This window comes from Cellulophaga omnivescoria (genome assembly GCF_027915275.1).
GTDB lineage: Bacteria > Bacteroidota > Bacteroidia > Flavobacteriales > Flavobacteriaceae > Cellulophaga > Cellulophaga omnivescoria.
The window spans coordinates 100,347-123,753 of sequence record NZ_CP115819.1; the positions used below are offsets into that span (position 1 = coordinate 100,347).

General features: G+C 31.9%; 22 protein-coding genes. 9 read left to right on the forward strand and 13 right to left on the reverse strand.

Features of this window, described 5'->3' with window-relative positions:
- Nucleotides 1–38 precede the first annotated feature (38 nt).
- Nucleotides 39–1,097 carry a nucleoid-associated protein gene (locus PBN93_RS00450; RefSeq protein WP_077398384.1) on the forward strand — a complete coding sequence of 353 codons (1,059 nt, stop codon included), beginning with the start codon at nucleotides 39–41 and terminating at the stop codon, nucleotides 1,095–1,097.
- Between the two features lie 57 nt (nucleotides 1,098–1,154).
- On the opposite strand, the gene PBN93_RS00455 is transcribed toward PBN93_RS00450, so the two are convergent.
- Nucleotides 1,155–2,240 carry a hypothetical protein gene (locus PBN93_RS00455; protein WP_077398386.1) on the reverse strand — a complete coding sequence of 362 codons (1,086 nt, stop codon included), beginning with the start codon at nucleotides 2,238–2,240 and terminating at the stop codon, nucleotides 1,155–1,157.
- 172 nt (nucleotides 2,241–2,412) lie between these two features.
- Here PBN93_RS00455 and PBN93_RS00460 point away from each other — a divergent pair, with 172 nt between their 5' ends.
- The 5 genes from PBN93_RS00460 (at nucleotide 2,413) to uvrB (ending at nucleotide 11,593) form a co-directional block, all read left to right on the forward strand.
- Nucleotides 2,413–4,863, forward strand: a complete 2,451-nt coding sequence (locus tag PBN93_RS00460; RefSeq protein WP_077398388.1) for a DUF11 domain-containing protein — start codon at nucleotides 2,413–2,415, stop codon at nucleotides 4,861–4,863.
- An 86-nt stretch (nucleotides 4,864–4,949) separates the two neighbouring features.
- Nucleotides 4,950–5,852: an ABC transporter ATP-binding protein gene (locus tag PBN93_RS00465; RefSeq protein ID WP_271081174.1), complete on the forward strand. Its 903-nt coding sequence runs from the start codon at nucleotides 4,950–4,952 to the stop codon at nucleotides 5,850–5,852.
- A 27-nt stretch (nucleotides 5,853–5,879) separates the two neighbouring features.
- Nucleotides 5,880–6,713, forward strand: coding sequence for an ABC transporter permease (locus PBN93_RS00470; RefSeq protein WP_077398392.1), 834 nt, complete (start codon nucleotides 5,880–5,882; stop codon nucleotides 6,711–6,713).
- Nucleotides 6,714–6,743: 30 nt separating this feature from the next.
- Nucleotides 6,744–9,473 (forward strand): T9SS type B sorting domain-containing protein, encoded by a 2,730-nt coding sequence (locus tag PBN93_RS00475; protein ID WP_077398394.1) that lies wholly within the window; start codon nucleotides 6,744–6,746, stop codon nucleotides 9,471–9,473.
- 134 nt (nucleotides 9,474–9,607) lie between these two features.
- Entirely contained in the window at nucleotides 9,608–11,593 is a 1,986-nt protein-coding gene (uvrB, locus tag PBN93_RS00480; protein WP_271081175.1) for an excinuclease ABC subunit UvrB, read from the forward strand.
- A gap of 100 nt (nucleotides 11,594–11,693) precedes the next feature.
- On the opposite strand, the gene PBN93_RS00485 is transcribed toward uvrB, so the two are convergent.
- Both PBN93_RS00485 and PBN93_RS00490 read right to left on the reverse strand, forming a co-directional pair.
- Nucleotides 11,694–12,116 (reverse strand): Hsp20/alpha crystallin family protein, encoded by a 423-nt coding sequence (locus tag PBN93_RS00485; protein WP_077398398.1) that lies wholly within the window; start codon nucleotides 12,114–12,116, stop codon nucleotides 11,694–11,696.
- A gap of 205 nt (nucleotides 12,117–12,321) precedes the next feature.
- Nucleotides 12,322–12,729, reverse strand: coding sequence for a hypothetical protein (locus PBN93_RS00490; protein ID WP_077398400.1), 408 nt, complete (start codon nucleotides 12,727–12,729; stop codon nucleotides 12,322–12,324).
- A 137-nt stretch (nucleotides 12,730–12,866) separates the two neighbouring features.
- On the opposite strand from PBN93_RS00490, the gene PBN93_RS00495 reads away from it, so the two are divergent.
- Entirely contained in the window at nucleotides 12,867–13,253 is a 387-nt protein-coding gene (locus tag PBN93_RS00495) for a DUF1456 family protein (RefSeq protein WP_077398402.1), read from the forward strand.
- Nucleotides 13,254–13,323: 70 nt separating this feature from the next.
- Here PBN93_RS00495 and sucC read toward each other — a convergent pair whose 3' ends face one another.
- Entirely contained in the window at nucleotides 13,324–14,514 is a 1,191-nt protein-coding gene (sucC, locus tag PBN93_RS00500) for an ADP-forming succinate--CoA ligase subunit beta (protein ID WP_077398404.1), read from the reverse strand.
- A 225-nt stretch (nucleotides 14,515–14,739) separates the two neighbouring features.
- Between sucC and lysA the strand changes: the two genes are divergently transcribed.
- The gene (gene lysA, locus PBN93_RS00505; protein ID WP_077398406.1) at nucleotides 14,740–15,990 is read left to right on the forward strand and encodes a diaminopimelate decarboxylase; all 1,251 of its coding nucleotides are present in this window, start codon (nucleotides 14,740–14,742) and stop codon (nucleotides 15,988–15,990) included.
- 30 nt (nucleotides 15,991–16,020) lie between these two features.
- On the opposite strand, the gene PBN93_RS00510 is transcribed toward lysA, so the two are convergent.
- A complete protein-coding gene (locus PBN93_RS00510; protein WP_077398408.1) occupies nucleotides 16,021–16,692 on the reverse strand; it encodes a hypothetical protein in 672 nt (223 codons plus the stop codon).
- Nucleotides 16,693–16,866: 174 nt separating this feature from the next.
- Between PBN93_RS00510 and PBN93_RS00515 the strand changes: the two genes are divergently transcribed.
- Nucleotides 16,867–17,400 (forward strand): thioredoxin family protein, encoded by a 534-nt coding sequence (locus PBN93_RS00515; protein WP_077398410.1) that lies wholly within the window; start codon nucleotides 16,867–16,869, stop codon nucleotides 17,398–17,400.
- A gap of 59 nt (nucleotides 17,401–17,459) precedes the next feature.
- Here PBN93_RS00515 and PBN93_RS00520 read toward each other — a convergent pair whose 3' ends face one another.
- The 8 genes from PBN93_RS00520 to PBN93_RS00555 form a co-directional block, all read right to left on the reverse strand.
- Nucleotides 17,460–17,972, reverse strand: a complete 513-nt coding sequence (locus PBN93_RS00520) for a DUF3124 domain-containing protein (RefSeq protein ID WP_077398412.1) — start codon at nucleotides 17,970–17,972, stop codon at nucleotides 17,460–17,462.
- A 52-nt stretch (nucleotides 17,973–18,024) separates the two neighbouring features.
- Nucleotides 18,025–19,065: an ACR3 family arsenite efflux transporter gene (gene arsB, locus PBN93_RS00525; protein ID WP_077398414.1), complete on the reverse strand. Its 1,041-nt coding sequence runs from the start codon at nucleotides 19,063–19,065 to the stop codon at nucleotides 18,025–18,027.
- Entirely contained in the window at nucleotides 19,065–19,679 is a 615-nt protein-coding gene (locus tag PBN93_RS00530) for an arsenate-mycothiol transferase ArsC (protein WP_077398416.1), read from the reverse strand. The genes arsB and PBN93_RS00530 overlap by 1 nt, the downstream gene beginning before the upstream one ends.
- Before the next feature lie 11 nt (nucleotides 19,680–19,690).
- Complete coding sequence (locus PBN93_RS00535) at nucleotides 19,691–20,182, reverse strand: GNAT family N-acetyltransferase (RefSeq protein ID WP_077398418.1); 492 nt, start codon at nucleotides 20,180–20,182, stop codon at nucleotides 19,691–19,693.
- 1 nt (nucleotide 20,183) lies between these two features.
- The gene (locus PBN93_RS00540) at nucleotides 20,184–20,654 is read right to left on the reverse strand and encodes a DUF6428 family protein (RefSeq protein ID WP_077398420.1); all 471 of its coding nucleotides are present in this window, start codon (nucleotides 20,652–20,654) and stop codon (nucleotides 20,184–20,186) included.
- Nucleotides 20,655–20,677: 23 nt separating this feature from the next.
- The gene (locus PBN93_RS00545) at nucleotides 20,678–21,010 is read right to left on the reverse strand and encodes an ArsR/SmtB family transcription factor (protein ID WP_271081176.1); all 333 of its coding nucleotides are present in this window, start codon (nucleotides 21,008–21,010) and stop codon (nucleotides 20,678–20,680) included.
- A gap of 117 nt (nucleotides 21,011–21,127) precedes the next feature.
- The gene (gene guaB / locus PBN93_RS00550) at nucleotides 21,128–22,600 is read right to left on the reverse strand and encodes an IMP dehydrogenase (protein ID WP_271081177.1); all 1,473 of its coding nucleotides are present in this window, start codon (nucleotides 22,598–22,600) and stop codon (nucleotides 21,128–21,130) included.
- Nucleotides 22,601–22,921: 321 nt separating this feature from the next.
- The gene (locus PBN93_RS00555; protein WP_077398426.1) at nucleotides 22,922–23,407 is read right to left on the reverse strand and encodes a hypothetical protein; all 486 of its coding nucleotides are present in this window, start codon (nucleotides 23,405–23,407) and stop codon (nucleotides 22,922–22,924) included.

The window sequence follows — 23,407 nt, forward strand, 5'->3', positions numbered from 1 at the left end:
CATACTTTTACAAATACTAATTATAAAACTATATACCATTGATAAATTTATATTCTACTCAAATAGAAAGTATTTCTATACACCGTGTGGGCAATAAAAATAAGGGTGAAGGCGCCTTTTTATCTAGTCAGCCGTTTACTTTAAATGATGAAACTACTGGACTTTTAAAAGAGTACTTTTTTAAACCATTTAGAGAAAAAGAAGAAAACTATTTTAAATTTACAAATGAGGTAGATGTAGAGTTTAATGAAATATACAAATTAGCTGCAGAAATTTTTGATGCACCAGAAAGCTGCCATTCAGTTTCTAAAAAAATAGCTACCCACCTTTTTGAGCAGTCTAACCACCCACATATTAAAAGTGGAGAATTATATGTAACTCACCTTACCGATGTATTATTAGATAACAGAAAAATTGATGCAATTGGTATATTTAAAAGCGAGCTTAAACACGATTTCTTACAACTAATAGAGGACGGAGAAAACATAGATATTAATATTTTACAGGGTATAAACATTAACAAGCTAGATAAGGGTTGCCTAATTTTTAACTCACATAAAGAAGAAGGTTATAAGGTTTTATCTGTAGATAGTAACCGTTACGATACCAAGTATTGGTTAGAAAACTTTTTGGGGGTAGATGCTTTAGCTGATGAAACATTTTACACTAAAAATTATTTAAAATTTTGTCAGAACTTTGCAAAGGATGTGGTTTTACCTGCAGAAGACAAGCAGCAAGAAGTATTATTTATGAACAAGGCTGTAAATCATTTTGCAAAAAATGACAATTTTGAAGAAACCGAATTCTTAAATGAAGTAATGGAAAACCCTGAGTTAATACCAGAGTTTAAACATTACAAAGTTGAAAAAGGCCCTAAATTTAGTGTAGAAGACGTATCTAACTTTAATATTGCTAATAAAGCAGTATCTGATGTTCGTAAAAAAATTAAAAATGTTATTAATTTAGATACCAATATTCAAATAAAAATGGACTTTATAAATCCAGAATCTGCAGAAAAATTTGTAGAAAAAGGTTGGGATGAAGAACGACAAATGTATTACTACTTAGTATATTTTAATAAAGAAGAAAAAAACTAAAAACTAACTAAAAATTAGCCTTTAGTTTTTAAAATGTATTGGTAATGGAGCATAAGATTAATTTATTTTAATTCTATGTTCCATTATTTGTTTCATACTTACATCTTCATAATTACGCTTCACAAAATCTAAAGCCAAATCTAATACTCTTCCCATTTTACGACATTTTTTAAACTGCATATCTAAAGTTAATTCATAAATGTGCTCTCTTAACATTTTTATGTTTTCTGGAGAAGAAATAGTATCTTTTTTACAAATTGCTCTTAACTTTTTAATTCTAGTCCCAGAACTTATAATTCGTTTTGCTACAATAGAGCGCTCCTCTAACTTATACTGGTCTACAGAGCTAATTAACAGTTTTTTACGAACTAATTCTACCATCTGAAAATTTTCTTTAAAAAACTGAGGTCTGTATACTTTTAAATTACCTTCAAAACATTGCTGGTCAAAATCTATTGCTCTAATTCTGTAAACTACATGATCAAAATCATGTACTGGTACAATAACGTAATTGTAAGATCTCATATCTCCTAACAACCTTATCATACAACGTTCATTAAACTTAACAAATTCCTTTGCAAGTTGTGCTTTTTCAGACTCTGTACATTTTGGCAACATATCTTTAATAAAAACATCTCCCGGAATACCAGATATATGCTCTTCAATTAAAGTATCTTTATACACCAAAAAGTTAAGGTTATAAGGAGAAAGCATATGCTCTAGCTCTAAACCATAAATTCTAGATGCGTCTGTTTTTTTCACATAAAAGTAAGTGAAGTTATCATTTAAAATATTACGTACCTTTATTCTAAATGGCTTAGAATTACCAAATGTACAGAAGTCTACAGCATCTACATTTAAATATTGTATAATATTATCTCCACCATCAGAAAGTAATATGGAGTATACTTTTTTAAGGCTCAAATCTATTTCTGCTCTATCAAATTCAGAGTAGTATACACGTACCCACAAAGTATCATTATCATCAGCATCATATACAACTACAGACCCAGAAAAACGTAGTAAATCTTCATAAAAAATAGGAATTTCAATTTTTCTATTATAATATTCTAAATAGGCATCTAAATGACTACTTACTGGGTAAGCTGGCTTTTTTTTAGACATTAATTTTTTTTCGGACATTGTAGTTTACGTTTTCAATAAAAATAGAAAATTACTTGAGATAAAAAAGAAATAAATACTATTTGTTAACTATCAGTTATTACATATTACAACAATTAACAGCACATATACAACATATATTTAGAAAATGTAAATTGTATGGTTTTATTTGTTATACCATATAAAATACAAAATGAACCATACTAAATCCTTTAAAAAGTTAAGCGTACTTTTATTTTTAATATTTAATTATTTTGGATACGCTCAATTAAGTGATTTACACTACCTACCACCGCTAAAGCAAGGAGGAAATAACCAAGCTGTAAGAGAACAAGCCGTGTATTTATCTACACCAGAAACTACTGCTTTTACTGTAAACGTTTACCAAGGTACAATTGCTGCTCCTATAGCTACTTTAACTATATCTAATGGAGCTCCTGTCACTTACAATTTAACTAATGGAGATAACGATATTACTTTAGTTAAAAATGCCAATACGGGTATTGTTTTAACTCAAAGTGGATTACGTTTTGAATCTCCTGGTGGAGAAAAATTTTATGTAAATTACAGAGGTAGCTCTAACTCACAATCTACATCGCTTACCAGTAAAGGTAGGCAAGCAATGGGGCAAATTTTTAAATGGGGCGGTATTCCTAACCGAGGTACACACAACAGCTTAACAAACTCATTAGGTATTATGGCTACAGAAGACAACACCGTTGTAACATTATCTGGCTATGACCCTAATACTGAGTTTAGATTAGGAAATAGTGCTGGCGGCATAACAGATGATACATACCAAGTAACTTTAAATGCAAATGAAAGTTTTGTATTTGAAGCCTATGTAAAACAGACCACCGCAAATATTGATGGTTGGCTAGGTGCTACTGTACAAGCAACTAAAAATATTGTAATTAGTAACGGTGGTTTAAATATTGCTGTGCGCACCGGAAATTCTAGTAGAGATGCCGCTATAGACCAACCTGTACCTCAAAACAAAATAGGTAAAGAATATGTTTTTATTCGTGGTAATGGTAATAACGAAACAGAAAAACCAATAATTATTGGTACTCAAAATAGTACTGATATATTTGTTAATGGATCTGCAACACCTATTGCTACTATAAACAACGGAGATTATTTTGAAATTCCAGATAGCTATTATTCTAGTAATGCAGCTGGTGGCAATATGTTTGTAACAACTTCTAAAGATGCATATGCTTATCAATCTTTAGCTGGTGGTACCTCTATAGTTACAGTAGGCTTAAACTTTGTTGCTCCAGTAAACTGCTTACTTCCAGATAGTTTAAATAATATTCCAGATATAAAAGATGCCGCTGGCATTACAATGAATGGTGGGGTTACAATAATTGCCTCTACCACTACTCCAGACGGTAATATAACTGTTACAGATGGTAACGGAAACGTTACACTACCAGCTGCAACGCCAGTAACCGGTTCTCCAGATTGGAAAACCTTTTATGTTCCTAACTTAACAGGTAATGTTTCTGTACAATCTACAGGACCTATAGCTGTTGGGTTTTTAGGTTTTAATGGCGCACGTGGTATTGCTGGCTATTTTTCTGGTTTTGATACAGTTCCTGAAGTAGATTTGCAAGTAACTGGTGGAGGTTGTTTACCTGGCTCCATAATACAAGTGGTAGATGCCAATTTTGATGCATATCAATGGTTTCAAAACGGAACAGCTGTGCCTGGTGCAATATTCTCTAGCTACACACCTAATGAAGCAGGAGATTATTTTGTTAGGGTAACCAAAGGTGGTTGTACCTATGATTCTCAGCCAATTGCTGCTTATTATTGTTTGCCAGATATTGTTGTTAAAAAAACAGCCAATGTAAGTTCTGTTTTAGAAGGTGATGTTTTTGAGTTTAAAGTAACTGTAGAAAGTCTTGGTATTAATGATGTTACCAACATAAAAATCACTGATGTTATTCCCGCTGGTTTAACATTACTATCTGCTAGTCCTAGCGTAGGAAGTTGGTCTGCTCCAGAATGGACAATAGGAACTCTTAGTCAAGGAGAATTGGTATCTATTATTTTAGAAGTTAGGGCAGATGAATTACCTTTTAATTCTAGTACAACATCTTACACTAATACAGTTACCAACTCCCAAGACCAAGTGGATAGTAATACTACAAGTGATGATATGTCGGAAACTGTTAGCATAGTAAATAATGAAATTACATTAACCAAGTCTGCTCTACCTGCACCAGACGGATCTTATGATTCTCTAAACGAGCAAATTACATATGAGCTTATTGTAACCAACAACGGACCAAACGCATTAACCAATGTAACTATATCAGACCCTATTGCAGATTCTGGTAGTATTACTCCGGCATCTATTGCTACATTAGCCCCATCTGCATCTGCAAGGTTTACATTAACACATAGTATAAATAATGCAGAGCTAATGGCTTTAATGGTAACAAATAGTGCTAAAGCACAAGCAGAATTACCAAATGGTTTTAGTATTTCAGATACCTCTGATGACCCAAGTGATAGTACTGATTTTGATATAAATAGTGATGGAGAACCAGATGATGTTACCATTGTTATTTTAGGTAGACCTAAAACTGTAATTACCAACAGAAGAATAACACATAGAGTAAAACTTAATTAAAGTTAACAATCATTTTTTGTAAGACATTGTAACAAATTCTGAAGTAGTTCGTCATATGATAATAACAATCATAAAACCAACTACTTTTGAAAACAATTCTTAAAGTTCAAAATCTAACAAAAAAATACGGGTATTTAACCGCGGTAAAAGACTTATCTTTTACAATTGAAAAAGGCAATGTATATGGCATATTAGGTCCAAACGGAAGTGGAAAATCTACAACCCTGGGGATTGTACTTAATGTAGTAAATAAAACATCTGGAGATTTTAGTTGGTTTGATGGGAGCATAAATACGCACCAAGCTTTAAAAAGAGTTGGGGCCATTATAGAAAGGCCTAACTTTTACCCATATATGACTGCCGTACAAAACTTAAAGCTAGTTTGTAAAATTAAAGAGGTAGATGAGTCTAAAATTGAAGAAAAACTAGAGTTAGTTGGACTTTTAGATCGTAAAAATAGTAAGTTTAAAACCTATTCTTTAGGTATGAAACAACGCTTAGCCATAGCCTCTGCCCTACTTAACGACCCTGAAATACTTATTTTAGATGAGCCAACAAATGGTTTAGATCCACAAGGAATTCATCAAATTAGAGAAATTATAAAAATTATTGCTGCTCAAGGAACCACTATATTACTAGCTTCTCACTTATTAGATGAAGTAGAAAAAGTGTGTAGCCACGTAGTTATTTTAAGAAAAGGAGAGAAATTATATTCTGGTAGGGTTGATGAAATGATTGTTAGTCATGGCTTTTTTGAGTTAAAAGCAGAAAACAATGAAGCACTTTTATCATTTTTAAAACTAAATCCTAATTTTAGTAATGTTAGAGAAGAAAGTGGTTTAATTATAGCAGATTTAAAAGCTGAAATAAATGCCTCAGAATTAAACAAAGAGCTGTATAATAATGGTATAATTCTATCTCATTTAGTAAAACGTAAAGAAAGCTTAGAAGAGCAATTTCTAGAGCTTACAAAAAACCAGTCTAACTAATTACAACAATCAAAAAAACTAAAAAATATGTTACGTTTACTACAAATAGAATTTATAAAATTATGGAATAACAGAGCTAGTAAAGTTCTTATACTATCTTATTTTATTTTAATGATACTTATTGCTGGTATTTCTATGATAAAAGTTGATTTTGGTCCATTAAAATTTCATATAGCAGATGTTGGTATTTTTAATTTCCCATACATTTGGCATTTTAACACCTTTATGGCTGCTTTTCTAAAAGTATTTTTAGCAATAGTTATTGTATCTATGATAGCTAATGAATACAGTAATAAAACAATAAAGCAGAACCTTATAGATGGTCTATCTAAAAAAGAATTAATACTTTCTAAATTTTTAACAATAGGTGTATTTTCGTTAGCATCTACTGTTTTTATATTTTTAATTTCTTTGTTTTTAGGTTTAATTTATTCAGACTTTAATGAGTTTTCTATTATATTTTCTGATTTAGAGTACTTAGCTGCCTACTTTATAAAGCTTATTGGTTTTTTCTCTTTTTGCTTTTTTGTAGGTATTTTGGTAAAACGCTCTGCTTTTGCTCTTGGCTTTTTATTTATATGGTTTATTGGAGCAGAAATTATTCCTTACACTTATTTAGCATCTAAATACTCTAAAGAATTAGCAGATAATGTAACTAGTTTTTTCCCTTTTGGATCTATGTGGAGTACAATAACAGAACCTTTTAGCAGGTTAAATGTTATAAAATCTGCCGCACAGCAAGTTGGTGAAGATATCACTAGAGACTACAGTGTACAGCCATTACAATTGGTAATTGTATTATGCTGGACCGCTATTTTTATATATTTATCATACGCTTTGTTAAAAAAACGAGATTTATAAGTATATTTAAGCGTTTTAGAGAACGCTTTTATGAAACCAACCACTAAACTACTACTTGCAATAGCTATGTTATTGCCCCTGCTCTCTTTTAGTCAAACACAGGCCTCTAATTGGTATTTTGGAGAAGGTGCTGGTTTACGTTTTAATGGTGATGGTAGCGTTAGTGCACTTACAGACGGTAAATTAAATACAACAGAAGGTTGCGCAACAATATCTGATGATACTGGGAACTTATTATTTTATACTGACGGCATACGTGTTTTTACAAAAGACCATACAATAATGCAGAATGGTACGGGCTTGTATGGTGATCCTTCTAGCTCGCAATCTGCATTGATTGTTCCCAACCAAAAAGACACTAATATTTTTTACATTTTTACTGTAGATACTAGTGTTTTTGAAGCAGACCCAGATTATGGCCTTAATTACTCTACTGTAGATATGTCTTTAGATGGTGGAAAAGGTGCTGTAACCTCTAAAAACGTTAGACTGTTAGATTACTGTTCTGAAAAAATTACAGCGGTACTTAAAGATTGTTTTGATAAATCTGTTTGGGTAATTACCTATGCTACCAATGATGGTAGTGAAGGTGTTTTTGATACATTTCACGCCTTTGAGGTAAATGATACTGGTGTTGTTACTACCTCTGTAAAATCTAAAGTAAGTAGTTTTATTTCTGATAAAAGAGGTTATTTAAAACTCTCTTCAGATGGTACTAAAATGGCATCTGCTAATGTTAGTCAGGGTTTATATTTGTACGATTTTGATGCAGACACTGGTGTGCTCACAAATGAACAACGCATAAACATTAATGCTCCAAATAAGGATCCATACGGACTAGAGTTTTCGCCTAATAACGAGTTGCTTTACGTACATACTTACAATGCTCAACAAGGATTAACCACAGAAACATCTAATCTTTTGCAATACAATTTAATGGCTCCTAGTATTTCTGCTAGTGAAGTTGTTTTAGATGACAGAAATATTTACCGTGGCGCATTACAACTAGGTGAAAATGGTAAAATTTACAGAACCATTGCTACTAATTATGACCAAGGTACACAATATTTAGGCGTAATAAATAACCCCAACCAAATTGGTAATGCTGCCAACTACCAACATAACGCTGTTAATTTACAAGGTAAGTTTGCGACACAAGGCTTGCCACCTTTTATACAGTCTTTTTTTGCTAAAGAAGATTTGGTAAAAAACACAGACGGTAGTACCAGTCCGTCTTTAACTATTTGTGAGGCAGATAACTTTACGCTAGAAGTGGATAATCTTCCTGGAGCAACTTATACTTGGTCTTTAAATGGAGTTCCAATAACAAATAATAGTAATATATTAAATGTTACTAATGCTACATTAGCAGATGCAGGAAAATATGCATTAGAAGTAACTCCTGCAGACCCATCTGAGTGTCCTATAATTGGGGAAGCACAAGTAACTATAAATCCGTTACCTATTGTTATAAATACCACTTTAACGCAGTGCGATTTAGATACTGATTCTACAGATGGTTTTGCTAGCTTTAATTTAGAAGAGGCTAGTTTTTATATATCTAACGGTATAGCAGAGAATACGGTTAACTTTTATGCTTCTGTTGCAGACAGAGATGCCAATTTACCTATAACAAACCCTGTTGGTTTTACAAACACAAACTTTAAATACCAAACAATTTATACCAGTGTTACTAATGAAAATGGTTGTATTGCCTATGCCGAACTTTATTTAGAGGTACAACCTACTACTAGTAGTTTACCTACAAAACTACCCTATTACGCTTGTGATAGTAATCCTTTTGATACGGAAATAACAGGTGTTTTTAATTTAGAAGATATAAAAACTTTAGACTACCCAGGCTTAGAGGTTAATTTTTATGCATCTATCACAGATGCATCTTTAGAATTAAACCCAATTTCTGGTGAAAATTACATTTCTACTAGTGCTACATTATATGCTAGATTAGAAGCTAGCAACCAATGCCAAGGTGTAGAAGAAATTACTTTAATTGTACAACCAACCCCAGAAGTTGTTATTAATAACGAGTATTTTTTATGTACAGACAATCCTGTTTTAGAGCTTAATGCAGAAGCTGGTTATGACGTTTACAATTGGTTTAAAATTGAACCCAATGGTACAGAAAATTTAATAGGCACCACTGCCAATATTACCATTAGCACTGTTGGTGCATATAAGCTAGAACTTGGTTATAGCTATAATGGAGGTGCACAAATATGTACAAATTATAAAGATTTTACTGTTACACCATCTAATATTGCTATTATTACTAATGTAGAGGTTAAAGATTTAAGTAACAATAATAGCATTGGTATTATTGCTACTGGAGATGGCGATTATGAGTATGCTATTTTAGACCCTCGCGGACCATACCAAGATAACAATACATTTACCAACGTTCCTGCTGGTATTTTAGAGGTTTTTGTAAGGGATAAAAATGGTTGTGGAACTACAACTCCTTTTGAAGTGTCTGTAATTGGCTATCCTAAAATGTTTACTCCAAATGGCGATGCCATTAATGATACTTGGCAGATTGATGGTATTAGTGCTACATTTTTGGCCAAAAGTGATATTTATATTTTTGATAGATATGGTGTACTTGTTGCCAAAATTGACCCTAGCTCTAATGGTTGGGATGGTGATAGTAAAGGTATCCCGGCTCCTGAGTCTGATTATTGGTTTAGAGCTAAACTTGAAAACGGTAGAGACTTTAATGGTCATTTTTCTTTAAAACGATAAGCTGCGCTAGGGATTGAAGTGGCACCACGTATTTGCCGATAGGCAAAACGGAGTATAGCGTAAAGCCCGCCCGAGCGTCCAAAATACATTGCTTATTTGTATGCTTTTATTGCGGTATTTGTTACTTTTAATCTATGAAATTTAAAGTTGTATCAAAATTTGAGCCTACTGGCGACCAACCACAAGCAATTAAAGAGTTGGTTAAAGGGGTAAATGAAGGAGAAAAACACCAAACATTGCTGGGGGTTACGGGTTCTGGCAAAACGTTTACAGTGGCCAATGTGGTAGAAAAGGTACAAAAACCTACATTGGTTTTAGCACATAATAAAACCTTGGCTGCGCAATTGTATTCTGAGTTTAAACAGTTTTTTCCAGAAAATGCTGTAGAGTATTTTGTGTCTTATTATGATTATTATCAACCTGAAGCGTATATACCTACTACCGGTACTTTTATAGAAAAGGATTTATCTATTAATGAAGATATAGAGAAGTTGCGATTAAGTGCTACATCTTCTCTACTTTCTGGCCGTAGAGATGTTATTGTTATTGCGTCTGTATCTTGCTTATACGGTATTGGTAACCCTGTGGAGTTTCAAAAAAATGTAATTTCTATAAAAAGAGATCAGATTATATCTAGAACCAAATTTTTACACCAATTGGTACAAAGTTTATACTCTAGAACTACTGAAGATTTTAGAAATGGAAACTTTAGAGTTAAAGGAGATGTGGTAGATGTTTTTCCTAGTTATGCAGATCATGCGTTTAGAATTCATTTTTTTGGTGATGAAATTGAAGAAATTGAAGCTTTTGACCCATTACACAACAAAGTATTAGAGGTATATGAGAATTTAAATATTTACCCAGCTAATATGTTTGTTACATCTCCAGATATTTTACAAAATGCCATACACGCTATACAGGCAGATATGGTTAAACAGGTAGATTATTTTAAGGAAATTGGTAAACATTTAGAGGCTAAACGCCTTGAGGAACGTACTACGTTTGACTTAGAAATGATACGTGAACTTGGGTATTGTTCTGGGATAGAAAACTACTCTAGATATTTGGATGGAAGACTCCCAGGAACTAGACCCTTTTGTTTGCTAGATTATTTTCCGGATGATTATTTAATGGTGATAGATGAGAGCCACGTTACTGTACCACAAGTACATGCTATGTATGGTGGTGATAGAAGTAGAAAAGAAAACTTGGTTGAATATGGATTTAGATTACCAGCTGCTATGGACAACAGGCCATTAAAGTTTGAAGAATTTGAAATGATACAGAACCAGGTAATACACGTAAGTGCTACTCCTGCAGATTATGAATTGCAGTTAAGTGGTGGTGTATATGTAGAGCAGGTTATTAGACCTACAGGCTTACTAGACCCTATTATAGAAATAAGACCAAGTTTAAACCAAATAGATGATTTGGTAGAGGAAATACACTTACGTATAGAAAAAGATGAGCGCACTTTAGTTACTACGCTTACCAAACGTATGGCGGAAGAATTAGCTAAATATTTAGACCGTATTAGTGTACGTTGCCGTTACATTCACAGTGATGTAGATACGCTAGAACGTGTAGAAATTATGCAAGACTTACGTAAAGGTTTGTTTGATGTACTTATTGGTGTAAACCTTTTAAGAGAAGGATTAGATTTACCAGAGGTGTCTTTAGTTGCAATTTTAGATGCTGATAAAGAAGGCTTTTTACGTAGCGCACGTTCTTTAACACAAACAGTTGGTAGGGCTGCCAGAAATGTGAATGGTAAAGCTATTATGTATGCTGATAAAATTACAGCTAGTATGCAAAAAACTATTGATGAAACCAACTATAGAAGAGAACGCCAAATTGCTTACAACACTAAACATAATAAAAAGCCTATGGCTTTAAATAAAAGTTTGGATAGTGCTTTGTCTCAAAACTCTGTTTCTACATACCATTTTGAAAAAGAAGAAATGCGAGCTGCAGAGCCAGATATGGCGTACTTAACAACAGACCAAAAAGATAAAATGATACGTGAAAAACGTAAAGCTATGGAAAAAGCTGCTAAAGAATTAGATTTTATGCAAGCGGCTAAATTAAGAGATGAAATAAAAGCTTTACAGGAAAAATAAAAAATGCCCTAAGTAATTTTACTTAGGGCACTTTACAAAAACTAACCAACCAAATCTAATATTGCTTTGTACTAGCATACAAAACAATATTTAAACTTTATTAAGCAATCTCTATTAACCTTTTTGGCTTAGGTAATGCTTCTTCTTTTTTAGGCAAAGTAAACTTTAGAATTCCATTTTTATAGGTTACGTTTATACTATCATCATTAATAGTATCTGGCAAACTAAAGGTTCTTTTAAAGCTTTTTACACTAAATTCTTTTAATGAGAACTTTTCGTTTACATCTGTTTTAACCTTTTCATCTAACACAGATACAGATAAAATATTTTTATCTATTTCTATATTAAAATCTTCTTTTTCTCTGCCTGGAGCTAATAACTCCAAGGTATAATCTTTTTCGTTTTCCTTAATATTTACTGGCGCAGTGTTAGATGTATTATTCTCTAAACCTCCATACCAATCTGTATTTAGTATTTCATTTAATAATGATGGAAAAACTGTATTTCTTTTAACTAAACTCATAACTAACAATTTTAAATTTTAATAATTTTCTTGTTATGTTACTTTTCAAATGTTATACCAACCTATAAATAATGACTTTTTGACATATTTAAATGATATTAAAGTGACAAAAAGACATATTTAGAAATGTTGGGCACGAAAAATTGTGCTACAACAAACTATAAAGTAAGAGCAGTTAACGTTAAGTATTAAAAAAGTGAGGTAATTAGTTTTGCTGAGCCTTAAATGCCTCTTCTATTACAGCTAAAGGAACTTCTTTATTTGGGTAATTATGCATAATAGATAAAACTTGTTGTATGGCCATTGGAGATAATCCCATACCTAAACCTAATTTGTGAAGTTTGTTAATTTCTAATATAGATTGTTTTTCATCTACATTCATTAATTTAACTAGATTAAAAAAATGACTAATTTTTTCTGCTTCTGTACCTGGCTTTATACGCTCTATTTTTGCTTCAAAAAGAGAATCTAACACCACAGCATCTACACCTAAGTCTTCTGCAACTTCTACTAAAAAGTCGTACTCAGATTGTACAAGGCCATCAACCTTAGCCAAATCAATTAAATCTAATAATACACTAAGTTTTTTTAAATAATTGGTTTTTACAGACATAGCTAAATTTATTGGCAGCAATATACTGCATTTTATAAAAATCATCCAAAAAATTGTCTAGAAAATGTATAACTGAAGCATATCTATGTATCAATGGTATATTTATAGTAACTTTGTGCAAAATAATATAGTTATATATGACAAATAATGATGTCCTAAAAAAATTGAGAGTAGCACTTATGCTACGTGATGATGATATTGTGGAAATTTTAAAACTAGTGGACTTTAAAATTTCTACAAGTGAACTTGGTGCTTTTTTTAGGAAAGAAGATCATCCTAAATATATGGAGTGTGGAGACCAAATTCTTCGTAATTTTTTAAACGGACTTGTAATTTATTTGCGAGGATCTAAGGATAACCCAACTACTCCTGCTGAAGCTTTAGCTAAAAAAGGAAAAAGTACCCTACCAAAGAAAAAAATATACGCCAACAACAAACCTAAACCTATTTACAAAGATAAGGTTAGAGAAAAGAACAGGTCTCAGGATCTTAGCAATGTAAAGTATAAAAACAAGAAAAAATAATATATTTTTTTAGCATAAAAAAAGGGACAATCTTTAAGATTGTCCCTTTTTTAGTATTACTGTTTTTAGCTTAAGCCAAAACTTCTTTTACTTTATCTGCAGCTTCTTGGAACTGTACAGCAGACTGTACATCTAAACCAGAATTGTCTATTAATTCCTTAGCTATATCTGCATTAGTACCTTGTAAACGTACAATAATTGGCACATTTATAGTTCCCATATTTTTGTAAGCATCTATAACACCTTGAGCAACACGGTCACAACGTACAATACCACCAAAAATATTAATTAAGATTGCCTTTACAGCAGGATCTTTTAATATAATTTTAAAAGCAGCCTCTACACGTGCAGCATCTGCAGTACCACCAACATCTAAAAAGTTAGCTGGCTCACCACCTGCTTGCTTAATTAAATCCATAGTTGCCATTGCTAAACCAGCACCATTAACCATACAACCAACGTTACCGTCTAAGTCTACATAGTTTAAGCCTAATGCTCCAGCTTCAACCTCAATTGGATTTTCTTCACGCAAATCTCTCATTTCTGCGTATTGCTTTCTTCTGTATAATGCATTATCATCTATAGATACTTTAGCATCTACAGCCATAATTTTATTGTCTGATGTTTTTAACACTGGGTTAATTTCAAACATACTAGAATCACTTTCTACATAAGCTTTGTATAAAGAAGCAACAAATTTTGTCATTTCTTTAAAAGCTACACCAGATAAACCTAAGTTAAAAGCAATTTTACGCGCTTGAAAACCTAGTAAACCTGTTGCAGGATCTATTTCTTCTGTAAAAATTAAGTGTGGAGTTTTTTCTGCAACTTCTTCTATATCCATACCACCTTCTGTAGAATACATAATCATATTTCTACCAGTAGCTCTGTTTAATAAAACAGACATATAAAATTCTGATGTTTCACTCTCACCAGGATAGTAAACATCTTCTGCTACCAAAACTTGGTGAACTTTTTTACCCTCTGCAGAAGTTTGCGGTGTAATTAGGTTCATCCCAATAATGTTACCTGCAATTTCTTCTACTTCGTTTAAGTTTTTGGCAAGTTTAACTCCCCCACCTTTACCTCTACCACCAGCATGTACCTGTGCTTTAATTACATGCCATCCAGTGCCAGTTTCTTCTGTAAGTTGCTTTGCAGCAGTTACAGCTTCTTGTGCGTTATGAGCAACAATGCCACGTTGTATACGTACGCCAAAGCTTGCTAAAATCTCTTTTCCTTGATATTCGTGAAGGTTCATATATATTAGGTATATTTTGTTCTGGTACAAAAATAAGAAACCAAGGTCAATTTCTCTAATTAATTTTAAGTTAGCTTTATATAATTATAGTGTATAATTGTAAATAACACTTAAAAATGTTTTATTTATAACAAATTGTTATTTTTTAATAATATTGCAACTATATTTTTTGAAGCTACCAATAACTATATTAATTTTGCTTTATAATATTTAAACAATTTACACATGCAAGCATCCGATTTATTAAAAATTGCAAAAACATACGGTGATCCTGTTTATGTTTATGATTCGGAAAAAATAGTTTCCCAATACCAAAGATTAACAAATGCATTTAAGGGTGTAAAAAAATTAAAACTTAACTATGCTGCTAAAGCATTGTCTAATATATCTATTTTACGTCTAATGAATTCTTTAGGTAGTGGTTTAGACACCGTATCTATACAAGAAGTAGAGTTAGGTCTTTTGGCCGGTTTTAAGCCAGAATCTATTATTTATACGCCAAACGGAGTTTCATTAGAAGAAATTGAGAAAGCTGCTGCTTTAGGTGTACGTATTAATATAGATAACTTATCTGTTTTAGAACAATTTGGTAGCAAACACCCTAATATCCCTGTTTGTATTAGAATTAACCCGCACGTTATGGCTGGTGGAAACTCTAATATATCTGTAGGCCATATAGATTCTAAATTTGGAATTAGTATTCATCAAATACCACATTTATTACGCATTGTAGACCTAACTAAAATGAATATTAATGGTATACATATGCATACTGGTAGTGATATTTTAGATATTGACGTCTTCTTATACGCTTCTGAAATACTTTTTGAAACTGCTAAAAACTTTAAAAATCTAGATTTTATAGATTTTGGTAGTGGTTTTAAAGTTCCTTATAAAACTGGTGATATAGAAACTAACATTGAAGAACTTGGACAGAAACTAAGTGCAAAGTTTAACGATTTTTGTAAAGAATATGGTAAAGAATTAACCTTAGCTTTTGAACCTGGTAAGTTTTTAGTGAGTGAATCTGGTTTCTTTTTAGCAAAAGTAAATGTAGTTAAACAAACAACTTCTACCGTATTTGCGAGTATAGACTCTGGTTTTAACCATTTAATTAGACCTATGCTTTATGGCTCTTCTCATGAAATATTAAATATCTCTAATCCTGAAGGAAGAGAACGTTACTACTCTGTTGTAGGTTACATTTGTGAAACCGATACTTTTGCTAGCAACCGTAGAATTAATGAAATATCTGAAGGAGATATCCTATGTTTCCGTAACGCAGGTGCTTATTGCTTTACCATGGCTAGCAATTACAACTCTAGATTTAGACCACCAGAGGTATTATGGCACAATGGCGAGGCAATTTTAATAAGAGAAAGAGAAACTTTTGATGATCTTATTAAAAACCAAATAGATGTAAAAAATTTATTTTCTAAAAAAGAAGTGAAAAAAGAAAAAGCCACTGCTAAGTAAGCAGTGGCTTTTGCCTTTAACTAACTAAACTTACAAACTTTCTTCTAACTTATTTTCTAATTGTTTATTAAAATCAGATTCAAATTTTTCTTTAAAATTAACCTCTAACTCTAAATTACCTTCTGCATTTTTCTTTACATTTAATTTATTTATGGTTGATGCAATTGTCAATACACTAACAGTTTCTAGTGCCTCTTTACCCGCTTTATAACTTCCAACATTTTTAAGACTTTGTAGTAAACTAGAAAAAAATTGCTGCATCTGAAATTTTTCTATTTTAGAATCTTTTACCTCTTCTAGTGCTGTATTTACCAATGTAACACTAAAAGTATTTTTTAAATAGTCTTCTATTTCCCTCTGCATTCTTTTTAGCTCTAAAGGTGTTGTTACCAATTCATCTTTAACTTCAAAATATGTACTATCTGTTAAAATATCAACAAAACGTACAAAATTTACAATGCTAATACACGCTATATCTGTAATTTGAACATAACTAATTTTTTCACCAGAAACCAGCACCACAATACTATTTTCTAAATTTATTTTTATTGGACTCCCTTCTAAAAACAAACCTGTAGTTAAATGTAAAGAAACAACGGCTTTACTTTTTTGATTAATAATTGTATTATGTTCTACAATTTTTTCCAAAATAACTCTTGGAGTTTCTACCAATAAAGACGGAAAAAGTTTTTGTATATTCATCTTAACTTTTTTTATTTATACAGCAAAATTATAAGCATTAGAACACCTACACTACCCTTGTTTTAGTAAAAACCAATCACGGTAAACAGGGAGTATAGTATATTTGTAAAATAATTTTTTATATTTTTCGTTAGCTTTGTTAAGGTTGATGGACTAAAAACTAAAATATTTACTATGAAATTAAAATCTATAAACGCTTTACAAATTTGTGCTATATTCTTTTTAGCATTTACATCTTTTACAATAAATGCTCAAGAAGTAAAATGGCTTAGCTGGGAAGAAGCTATAGAGCTAGCTGCAAAAGATAAAGAGCCTAAAAAAATGTTTATAGATGTTTACACAGATTGGTGCGGATGGTGTAAAAAAATGGATGCAGATACATTCCAAAATCCAGAAGTAGCAAAATATATGGCAAAAAACTATTATATGGTAAAGTTAGATGGTGAACGTAAAGAGCCATTAGAATACAAAGGACAAACTTACAAATTTGTTGCATCTGGAAGAAGTGGTTATCACGAGTTTGCCGCTGCTTTAATGCAGGGAAAAATGAGCTACCCTACAACAATATTTTTAGATGAAAAACAACAAATGTTATCTCCTGTACCTGGCTACCAAAAACCAGAACCGTTTTTAAAAATAGCAAAGTATTTTGGTGAAGATATACACAAAACCAAAAAATGGGCAGAGTACGACACTAAAACAGAATAACAATATTTAAAAAAATAGAAAAGCGCTCTAAATTAGAGCGCTTTTTTTATGTATTATTTTTATTGTTCTAAAGTTTTACCCTGAGTAACAAAGGATAGCCCTTGTTGGCCTTTAGTTGAGATAAAAACACCTTCAAAAAGTGGATTACTAGTTTGGTTGTTTATTTTCCAATTAAAAATAAAGTTCCCTCCTGTGCCACCATCTTTATTATGCTCATCTATAACAATAGCTAAGCTCTCCATAGGAGCTATATATATTGGTTTTGGAGTATAATTACGTATAGATTTACCCACTGTATTAAAATACTCTGCTTGCAAGATATACAATGTATCTGTACCACTTGTGTTACGCAAATTTATTGTTGCAGTTAAGTCATGTGTTGTATGCTCTGACTGACTATAAACTTGAGAATAAACAGATAAATATGTTTTTCCTGTTTTTAAAGAATCAGATACTTTATGTCCTACGCTTCTTTTGTTCCAGTTAATAGTACTTATTGTTGTAGTTTCTTTTGACTCTGTACAAGAACCAAAAGTTAATACTAAAACCAAAATTAAAACAGCGTTTTTCATTTATACTTAATTTAAATACTAAGTTACATAAAATATAGTTTTATAATCTAGTTTACGCTTTAGCGAAATACTTTTTTCTAAACCAAAAAGATACTCTAACTAATAGAATTAATGCTGGTACTTCTACCAAGGGTCCAATTACACCAGTAAAAGCCTGACCAGAATTTAATCCAAAAACAGCAATAGCAACAGCAATAGCAAGCTCAAAATTATTACCGGCAGCTGTAAATGCAACTGCTGTAGTTTTATCGTAACTAGCACCTGTTGCTTTTGTAAAGAAAAAACCAATTATAAACATTAATGTAAAGTATATTAATAATGGTATAGCAATAATTACTACATCCATAGGTATTTCTACTATTAACTCTCCTTTTAAAGAGAACATTAGCACAATAGTAAACAGTAATGCAATTAAGGTTAAGGGTGAAATTGTTGGTATAAACTTAGTATTGTACCATTCCTCTCCTTTTAATTTAACTAGTATTAATCTACTTAAAATACCAAGCAGAAAAGGAATTCCTAAGTAAATAGCTACACTCTCTGCAATTGCTCCAACCGAAATGTCTACAATAGCACCTTTAAAACCAAAATAAGGAGGTAAAACAGTAATAAACAACCACGCATAAAAACTATATGCAAAAACTTGAAAAATACTATTTAAAGCCACTAAACCAGCTCCGTACTCACTACTACCCTCTGCTAAATCATTCCATACAAGAACCATTGCTATACAACGCGCTAAACCTATTAAAATAAGTCCAACCATATATTCTGGATAATCTTGTAAAAAAATTATAGCCAAGAAAAACATTAATACAGGTCCAATAATCCAGTTAAGAATTAAAGAAATAGATAATATTTTTGTGTTTTTAAACACTTTTGGTAGGAGTGCATAATTTACTTTTGCCAGTGGTGGGTACATCATTACTATTAGCCCAATTGCTATTGGAATATTTGTTGTACCACTACTAAAAGAATCTATAATCCCCGGAAAACTTGGTACAAAATAACCTATACCTACACCTAGTAACATTGCAATAAAAATCCACAATGTTAAGTAACTATCTAAAAAACTTAATTTTTTACCCGCCATTATTTCTTAATATTTGAAAAGATATAAAACATTTCTGCAGCAATTTGCGTGCTTCTTTCTTGGTATTTTTCTGCTTGTTGTGGTGTACCATCAAAAGCTTTTGGATCTTCAAAAGTTATAGGAACACGTTTTTCTGCACCTGCAATAAACGGACAACCACCATCTGCTTGCGAGCAAGTCATAATTGCAGCAAATTCTGAAGCAGGATTAAATTCTGCATCATACTTTTTAGAAAAGCCAATAATAGGTGCTGCATTAACACCGTATTTAATGCTGTAAATAGGATTTTTAGTATCCGCTAGTTTTTCAATTTTAAAACCAGCATTAGTTAATGTTGTTGCTACCATAGGAAAAAGAGCCGTAGCCTCTGTACCACCAGAATAACACGTAACATTATTAAGATTAAAATAAGCCGCCATTGTTTGCGCCCATACTTGAGACAAGTGACTTCTTCTAGAATTATGTGTACAAATAAAATTTAAACGTATGTCTTCATTTTTAGTTGCTTTTTCTTGTATGTAATCTGCCAATGGTTGTAAAATTGCTTTACGCTCATTACTAACTTCTACTTTTTTTAAATCACCAATAAAGGAGTTAATTTCTTCAAAAATCATTTTTAAACTTTTTAAATTCCCACAATTGCGCTTCTGCGCTCTAAAATTATATTGTCTAGCCACTTACCGTTAAGCCTACCAATTTTTTCTCTGTAACCTATTTCTCTAAAACCACATTCTTTATGCAAGTGCAAACTAGCTTTATTAGCCCTCATAATACCAGCTTGTAACGTCCAAATATTATTTTCCTCACTAATAGTTATTAATTGTTTTAGCAGTAATTTACCATAACCTTTGCCTCTGGCATTAGCTGCCACATAAACACTAACTTCTGCTACACCACCATAAACACACCTAGATGAAACTGCTGCTAAAGAAGCCCAACCTTGCATAGTACCTTTATTAGTAAACAATGCAATACACCCAAATGGTAAATGAGCTTTGCTCCACACATCCCAAGTTGGAACTTTAGTTTCAAAAGTTGCTACACCAGTGCTTATACCATCTTGATATATTTTGGCTACACTAGAGTAATTAGCTTTAGAAATTGGTATAAATTCCATTTTAACAACAACCAGAATTAGGAGCACAACTATTACCAGATGCTTGTATACTTGCAAGCTTTACCTTTTCTTTTTTTTCTGGAATACCACATTTATCTTTTGCCAAACAATCTGTTAATTTTGATGTAAGTAAAAAGTTAGTTCCGTCAAAATCTAATCCGTATTTACCAATAGTATCTCCTTGATATTCTACTTCTACCTCTAAATCTGGAATACCAAGTACGTTTTCTGACAATTCTATTATGTTGACTAATTTTTCCGGATGCAATCTATGATCGTAATCTTGCTCATTCCACAATTGAAAATTAACAACCTCTTCATTTCTTACAGTACCACCACAATCAATAAAGTTTTTAGTTACCTTACCTACTTCTGTTACATGAAAATGACTAGGCACTAATTCTCCGTTTGGTAATTGAAATGCTATTTTTTCTAAGCTTTTTAAATTTGCTTTAACCTCTGATAATTTCATATAAATATTATTTTAAATTAAACTTAACAACAACTATTATTTCCTTCTAAATCTTGATCTAAAAACTGGTTCATTACTGTTTTCATCTTAGTCCAATTTTCTGGGTGTATACAATAACAAACACTGGTACCCTCTACATTACCTTTTATAAGTCCTAATAACTTTAATTCTTTTAAATGCTGAGAAATTGTAGGTTGTGCCAAACCAATTACATCTACCAAATCTCCACAAATACATGTATTTATTTTAAATAAATGCTGCAGTATTGCCACCCGTGCAGGATGACTAAAGGCTTTAGCATAAATTGCTATCTGGTTTTGGTCTCCTGTAAATATTTCTGTTTTTGCTAAACCCATAACTTAATTTGTTTATTGCAATATTACGATTAATATAAATACAAATACAAATATTCGCCAAAAAAAATGCAGCATAACTAAAAAGTTATGCTGCATTTAAATTATCATAATCAAAAATTATCTGCTATAATTAGGAGATTCTTTAGTTATAGTAACATCATGAGGGTGACTTTCATTAATACCGCTAGCGGTAATTTTAACAAATTTACCTGTATCCTTTAAAGTCTCTATATCCTTAGCTCCACAATACCCCATACCAGCACGTAAACCACCAACAAATTGATGAATACTCTCATACAACTCACCTTTATAAGGTACGCGTCCTACAATACCTTCTGGTACTAACTTTTTAATATCATCTTCTACATCTTGGAAATAACGATCTTTACTACCTTGTTTCATAGCTTCTACAGAACCCATTCCTCGGTAAGACTTAAATTTTCTTCCTTCGTAAATAATAGTTTCTCCTGGAGATTCCTTAGTACCCGCCAATAGAGAACCTAACATTACAGTATCTGCACCTGCAGCAATAGCCTTAGGTATATCACCAGTGTATCTAATTCCGCCATCTGCAATTACAGGAACTCCACTACCCTTTATAGCGGCAGCAACTTCTAAAACAGCAGAAAATTGAGGAAAACCAACACCAGCAACAACTCTGGTTGTACATATAGATCCTGGTCCTATACCAACTTTTACAGCATCTGCACCCGCTTCTACTAAATATTTAGCCGCTTCTGCAGTTGCAATATTACCTACTACAACCTCTAAATTTGGAAATTTCTTTTTTACTTCTTTTAAAACAGAAACCACACCTTTAGTATGACCGTGAGCTGTATCTATAATTACTGCATCTACACCTGCATTAACTAGTGCCTCTGCACGCTCTACAGCATCTGCTGTAACGCCTAAAGCAGCAGCAACCCTTAATCTACCATACGTATCTTTATTTGCAATTGGTTTTAGCGTAAGCTTTGTAATATCTCTAAAAGTAATTAAACCAACCAATTTGTTGTCTTTATCTACAACAGGTAATTTTTCAATTTTATTTTCTTGTAAAATATCTTCTGCTTGCGCTAAAGAAGTACCTTCACTAACAGTTACCAAGTTTTTAGAAGTCATTACTTCAGAAATTGGCCTGTCATTATTTTTTTCAAAACGAAGATCTCTATTAGTAACAATACCTATTAATTTTCCCTCTTCATCTACTATAGGAATACCTCCAATACTAAACTCTTTCATATTGGCTTTTGCATCGCGTACAACAGAGTTTAAAGGTAAAGTTACTGGGTCTATAATCATACCACTTTCGGCACGCTTTACTTTACGAACCTTTGCTGCTTGCTCTGCAATAGTCATATTCTTATGTAACACTCCAATACCACCTTCTTGCGCCATAGCAATAGCCATACGAGATTCTGTTACAGTATCCATTGCCGCAGAGACAATTGGTACATTTATAGTTATATTTCTGGTAAATTTTGCTTTTATACTTACTTCTCTTGGAAGTACTTCTGAAAAAGCAGGAACAAGGAGTACGTCATCATAAGTAAGACCTTCTCCAACAATTTTATTTAGGTGAGCTTGCATAGCAATTAAGGATTAATTGCGTGCAAATATACAATTTATAAATGTAAACAGCCACATATTTACCAATAAGAGTTTTCACAATGTTTTCTTAACGTTTACATAGCATAGTTACACCTCTCTTGCACTTAAATAAAAAATGTTTTTAAAGCAGTTATAGTAAGACCTACTTACTCCTTTTTATAATTTTTATAAGCTACCACATAAAATACAGCATACTACAGGTTTTAAAAACTATTAACTATTCTAAAAAAATTGAAGTGAAAATTTATAATACTTTAATCTTACAATTCTGAAACTAAAAACTATAATTTAAAATATAGTTTACTTATTAAATAGCTGTGAAATAACAATTAAAACGGATAATGTAAACGTAAGCGTCATTAATGCACCAGATAGCATAATCACATATTTCATCCAAAATAAACCAGACCATAACAAATAAATACCTCCAAATGTTAGCAATACAGACAAAAACGGCTCTATAGTTAAAAATAGCTTTAGTTTTTTTGGCAGTTTGGTAAGCCACACTAAACCTCCTAATAAAAAGAATATTAAAGACATAGACAATATATGCGTATGTACGGTAGTAAGCATTTCTCGGCTACTTTTTTTAAATTTCATTACCTCTGCATCTTCATCTTCCTCATTACCCAAATAGTTTTCAGTAATACCAGATGGTTTAGCATCTGTAGTTTCATTAACAAATAGTAGCCCTGTATAATAACCAATAGATAAAATAACCACAAAGGTTCCTATAAATAATTTTATTTCTGATGGAAATGTACTTAGTAATCCGTTGTACTTCAT

What these genes read in the sequence shown, in the direction of transcription:
- PBN93_RS00540 (WP_077398420.1), bottom strand. Translation starts at nt 20,654, where the DNA reads ATGAAATTATCAGAGGTTAAAGCAAATTTAAAAAGCTTAGAAAAAATA.
- guaB (WP_271081177.1), bottom strand. Translation starts at nt 22,600, where the DNA reads ATGCAAGCTCACCTAAATAAAATTGTTGGAGAAGGTCTTACTTATGAT.
- PBN93_RS00495 (WP_077398402.1), top strand. Translation starts at nt 12,867, where the DNA reads ATGACAAATAATGATGTCCTAAAAAAATTGAGAGTAGCACTTATGCTA.
- PBN93_RS00520 (WP_077398412.1), bottom strand. Translation starts at nt 17,972, where the DNA reads ATGAAAAACGCTGTTTTAATTTTGGTTTTAGTATTAACTTTTGGTTCT.
- sucC (WP_077398404.1), bottom strand. Translation starts at nt 14,514, where the DNA reads ATGAACCTTCACGAATATCAAGGAAAAGAGATTTTAGCAAGCTTTGGC.
- PBN93_RS00470 (WP_077398392.1), top strand. Translation starts at nt 5,880, where the DNA reads ATGTTACGTTTACTACAAATAGAATTTATAAAATTATGGAATAACAGA.
- uvrB (WP_271081175.1), top strand. Translation starts at nt 9,608, where the DNA reads ATGAAATTTAAAGTTGTATCAAAATTTGAGCCTACTGGCGACCAACCA.
- PBN93_RS00535 (WP_077398418.1), bottom strand. Translation starts at nt 20,182, where the DNA reads ATGGAATTTATACCAATTTCTAAAGCTAATTACTCTAGTGTAGCCAAA.
- PBN93_RS00485 (WP_077398398.1), bottom strand. Translation starts at nt 12,116, where the DNA reads ATGAGTTTAGTTAAAAGAAATACAGTTTTTCCATCATTATTAAATGAA.
- PBN93_RS00455 (WP_077398386.1), bottom strand. Translation starts at nt 2,240, where the DNA reads ATGTCCGAAAAAAAATTAATGTCTAAAAAAAAGCCAGCTTACCCAGTA.
- PBN93_RS00475 (WP_077398394.1), top strand. Translation starts at nt 6,744, where the DNA reads ATGAAACCAACCACTAAACTACTACTTGCAATAGCTATGTTATTGCCC.
- PBN93_RS00555 (WP_077398426.1), bottom strand. Translation starts at nt 23,407, where the DNA reads ATGAAGTACAACGGATTACTAAGTACATTTCCATCAGAAATAAAATTA.
- PBN93_RS00530 (WP_077398416.1), bottom strand. Translation starts at nt 19,679, where the DNA reads ATGATTTTTGAAGAAATTAACTCCTTTATTGGTGATTTAAAAAAAGTA.
- PBN93_RS00545 (WP_271081176.1), bottom strand. Translation starts at nt 21,010, where the DNA reads ATGGGTTTAGCAAAAACAGAAATATTTACAGGAGACCAAAACCAGATA.
- PBN93_RS00515 (WP_077398410.1), top strand. Translation starts at nt 16,867, where the DNA reads ATGAAATTAAAATCTATAAACGCTTTACAAATTTGTGCTATATTCTTT.
- lysA (WP_077398406.1), top strand. Translation starts at nt 14,740, where the DNA reads ATGCAAGCATCCGATTTATTAAAAATTGCAAAAACATACGGTGATCCT.
- arsB (WP_077398414.1), bottom strand. Translation starts at nt 19,065, where the DNA reads ATGGCGGGTAAAAAATTAAGTTTTTTAGATAGTTACTTAACATTGTGG.
- PBN93_RS00490 (WP_077398400.1), bottom strand. Translation starts at nt 12,729, where the DNA reads ATGTCTGTAAAAACCAATTATTTAAAAAAACTTAGTGTATTATTAGAT.
- PBN93_RS00510 (WP_077398408.1), bottom strand. Translation starts at nt 16,692, where the DNA reads ATGAATATACAAAAACTTTTTCCGTCTTTATTGGTAGAAACTCCAAGA.
- PBN93_RS00460 (WP_077398388.1), top strand. Translation starts at nt 2,413, where the DNA reads ATGAACCATACTAAATCCTTTAAAAAGTTAAGCGTACTTTTATTTTTA.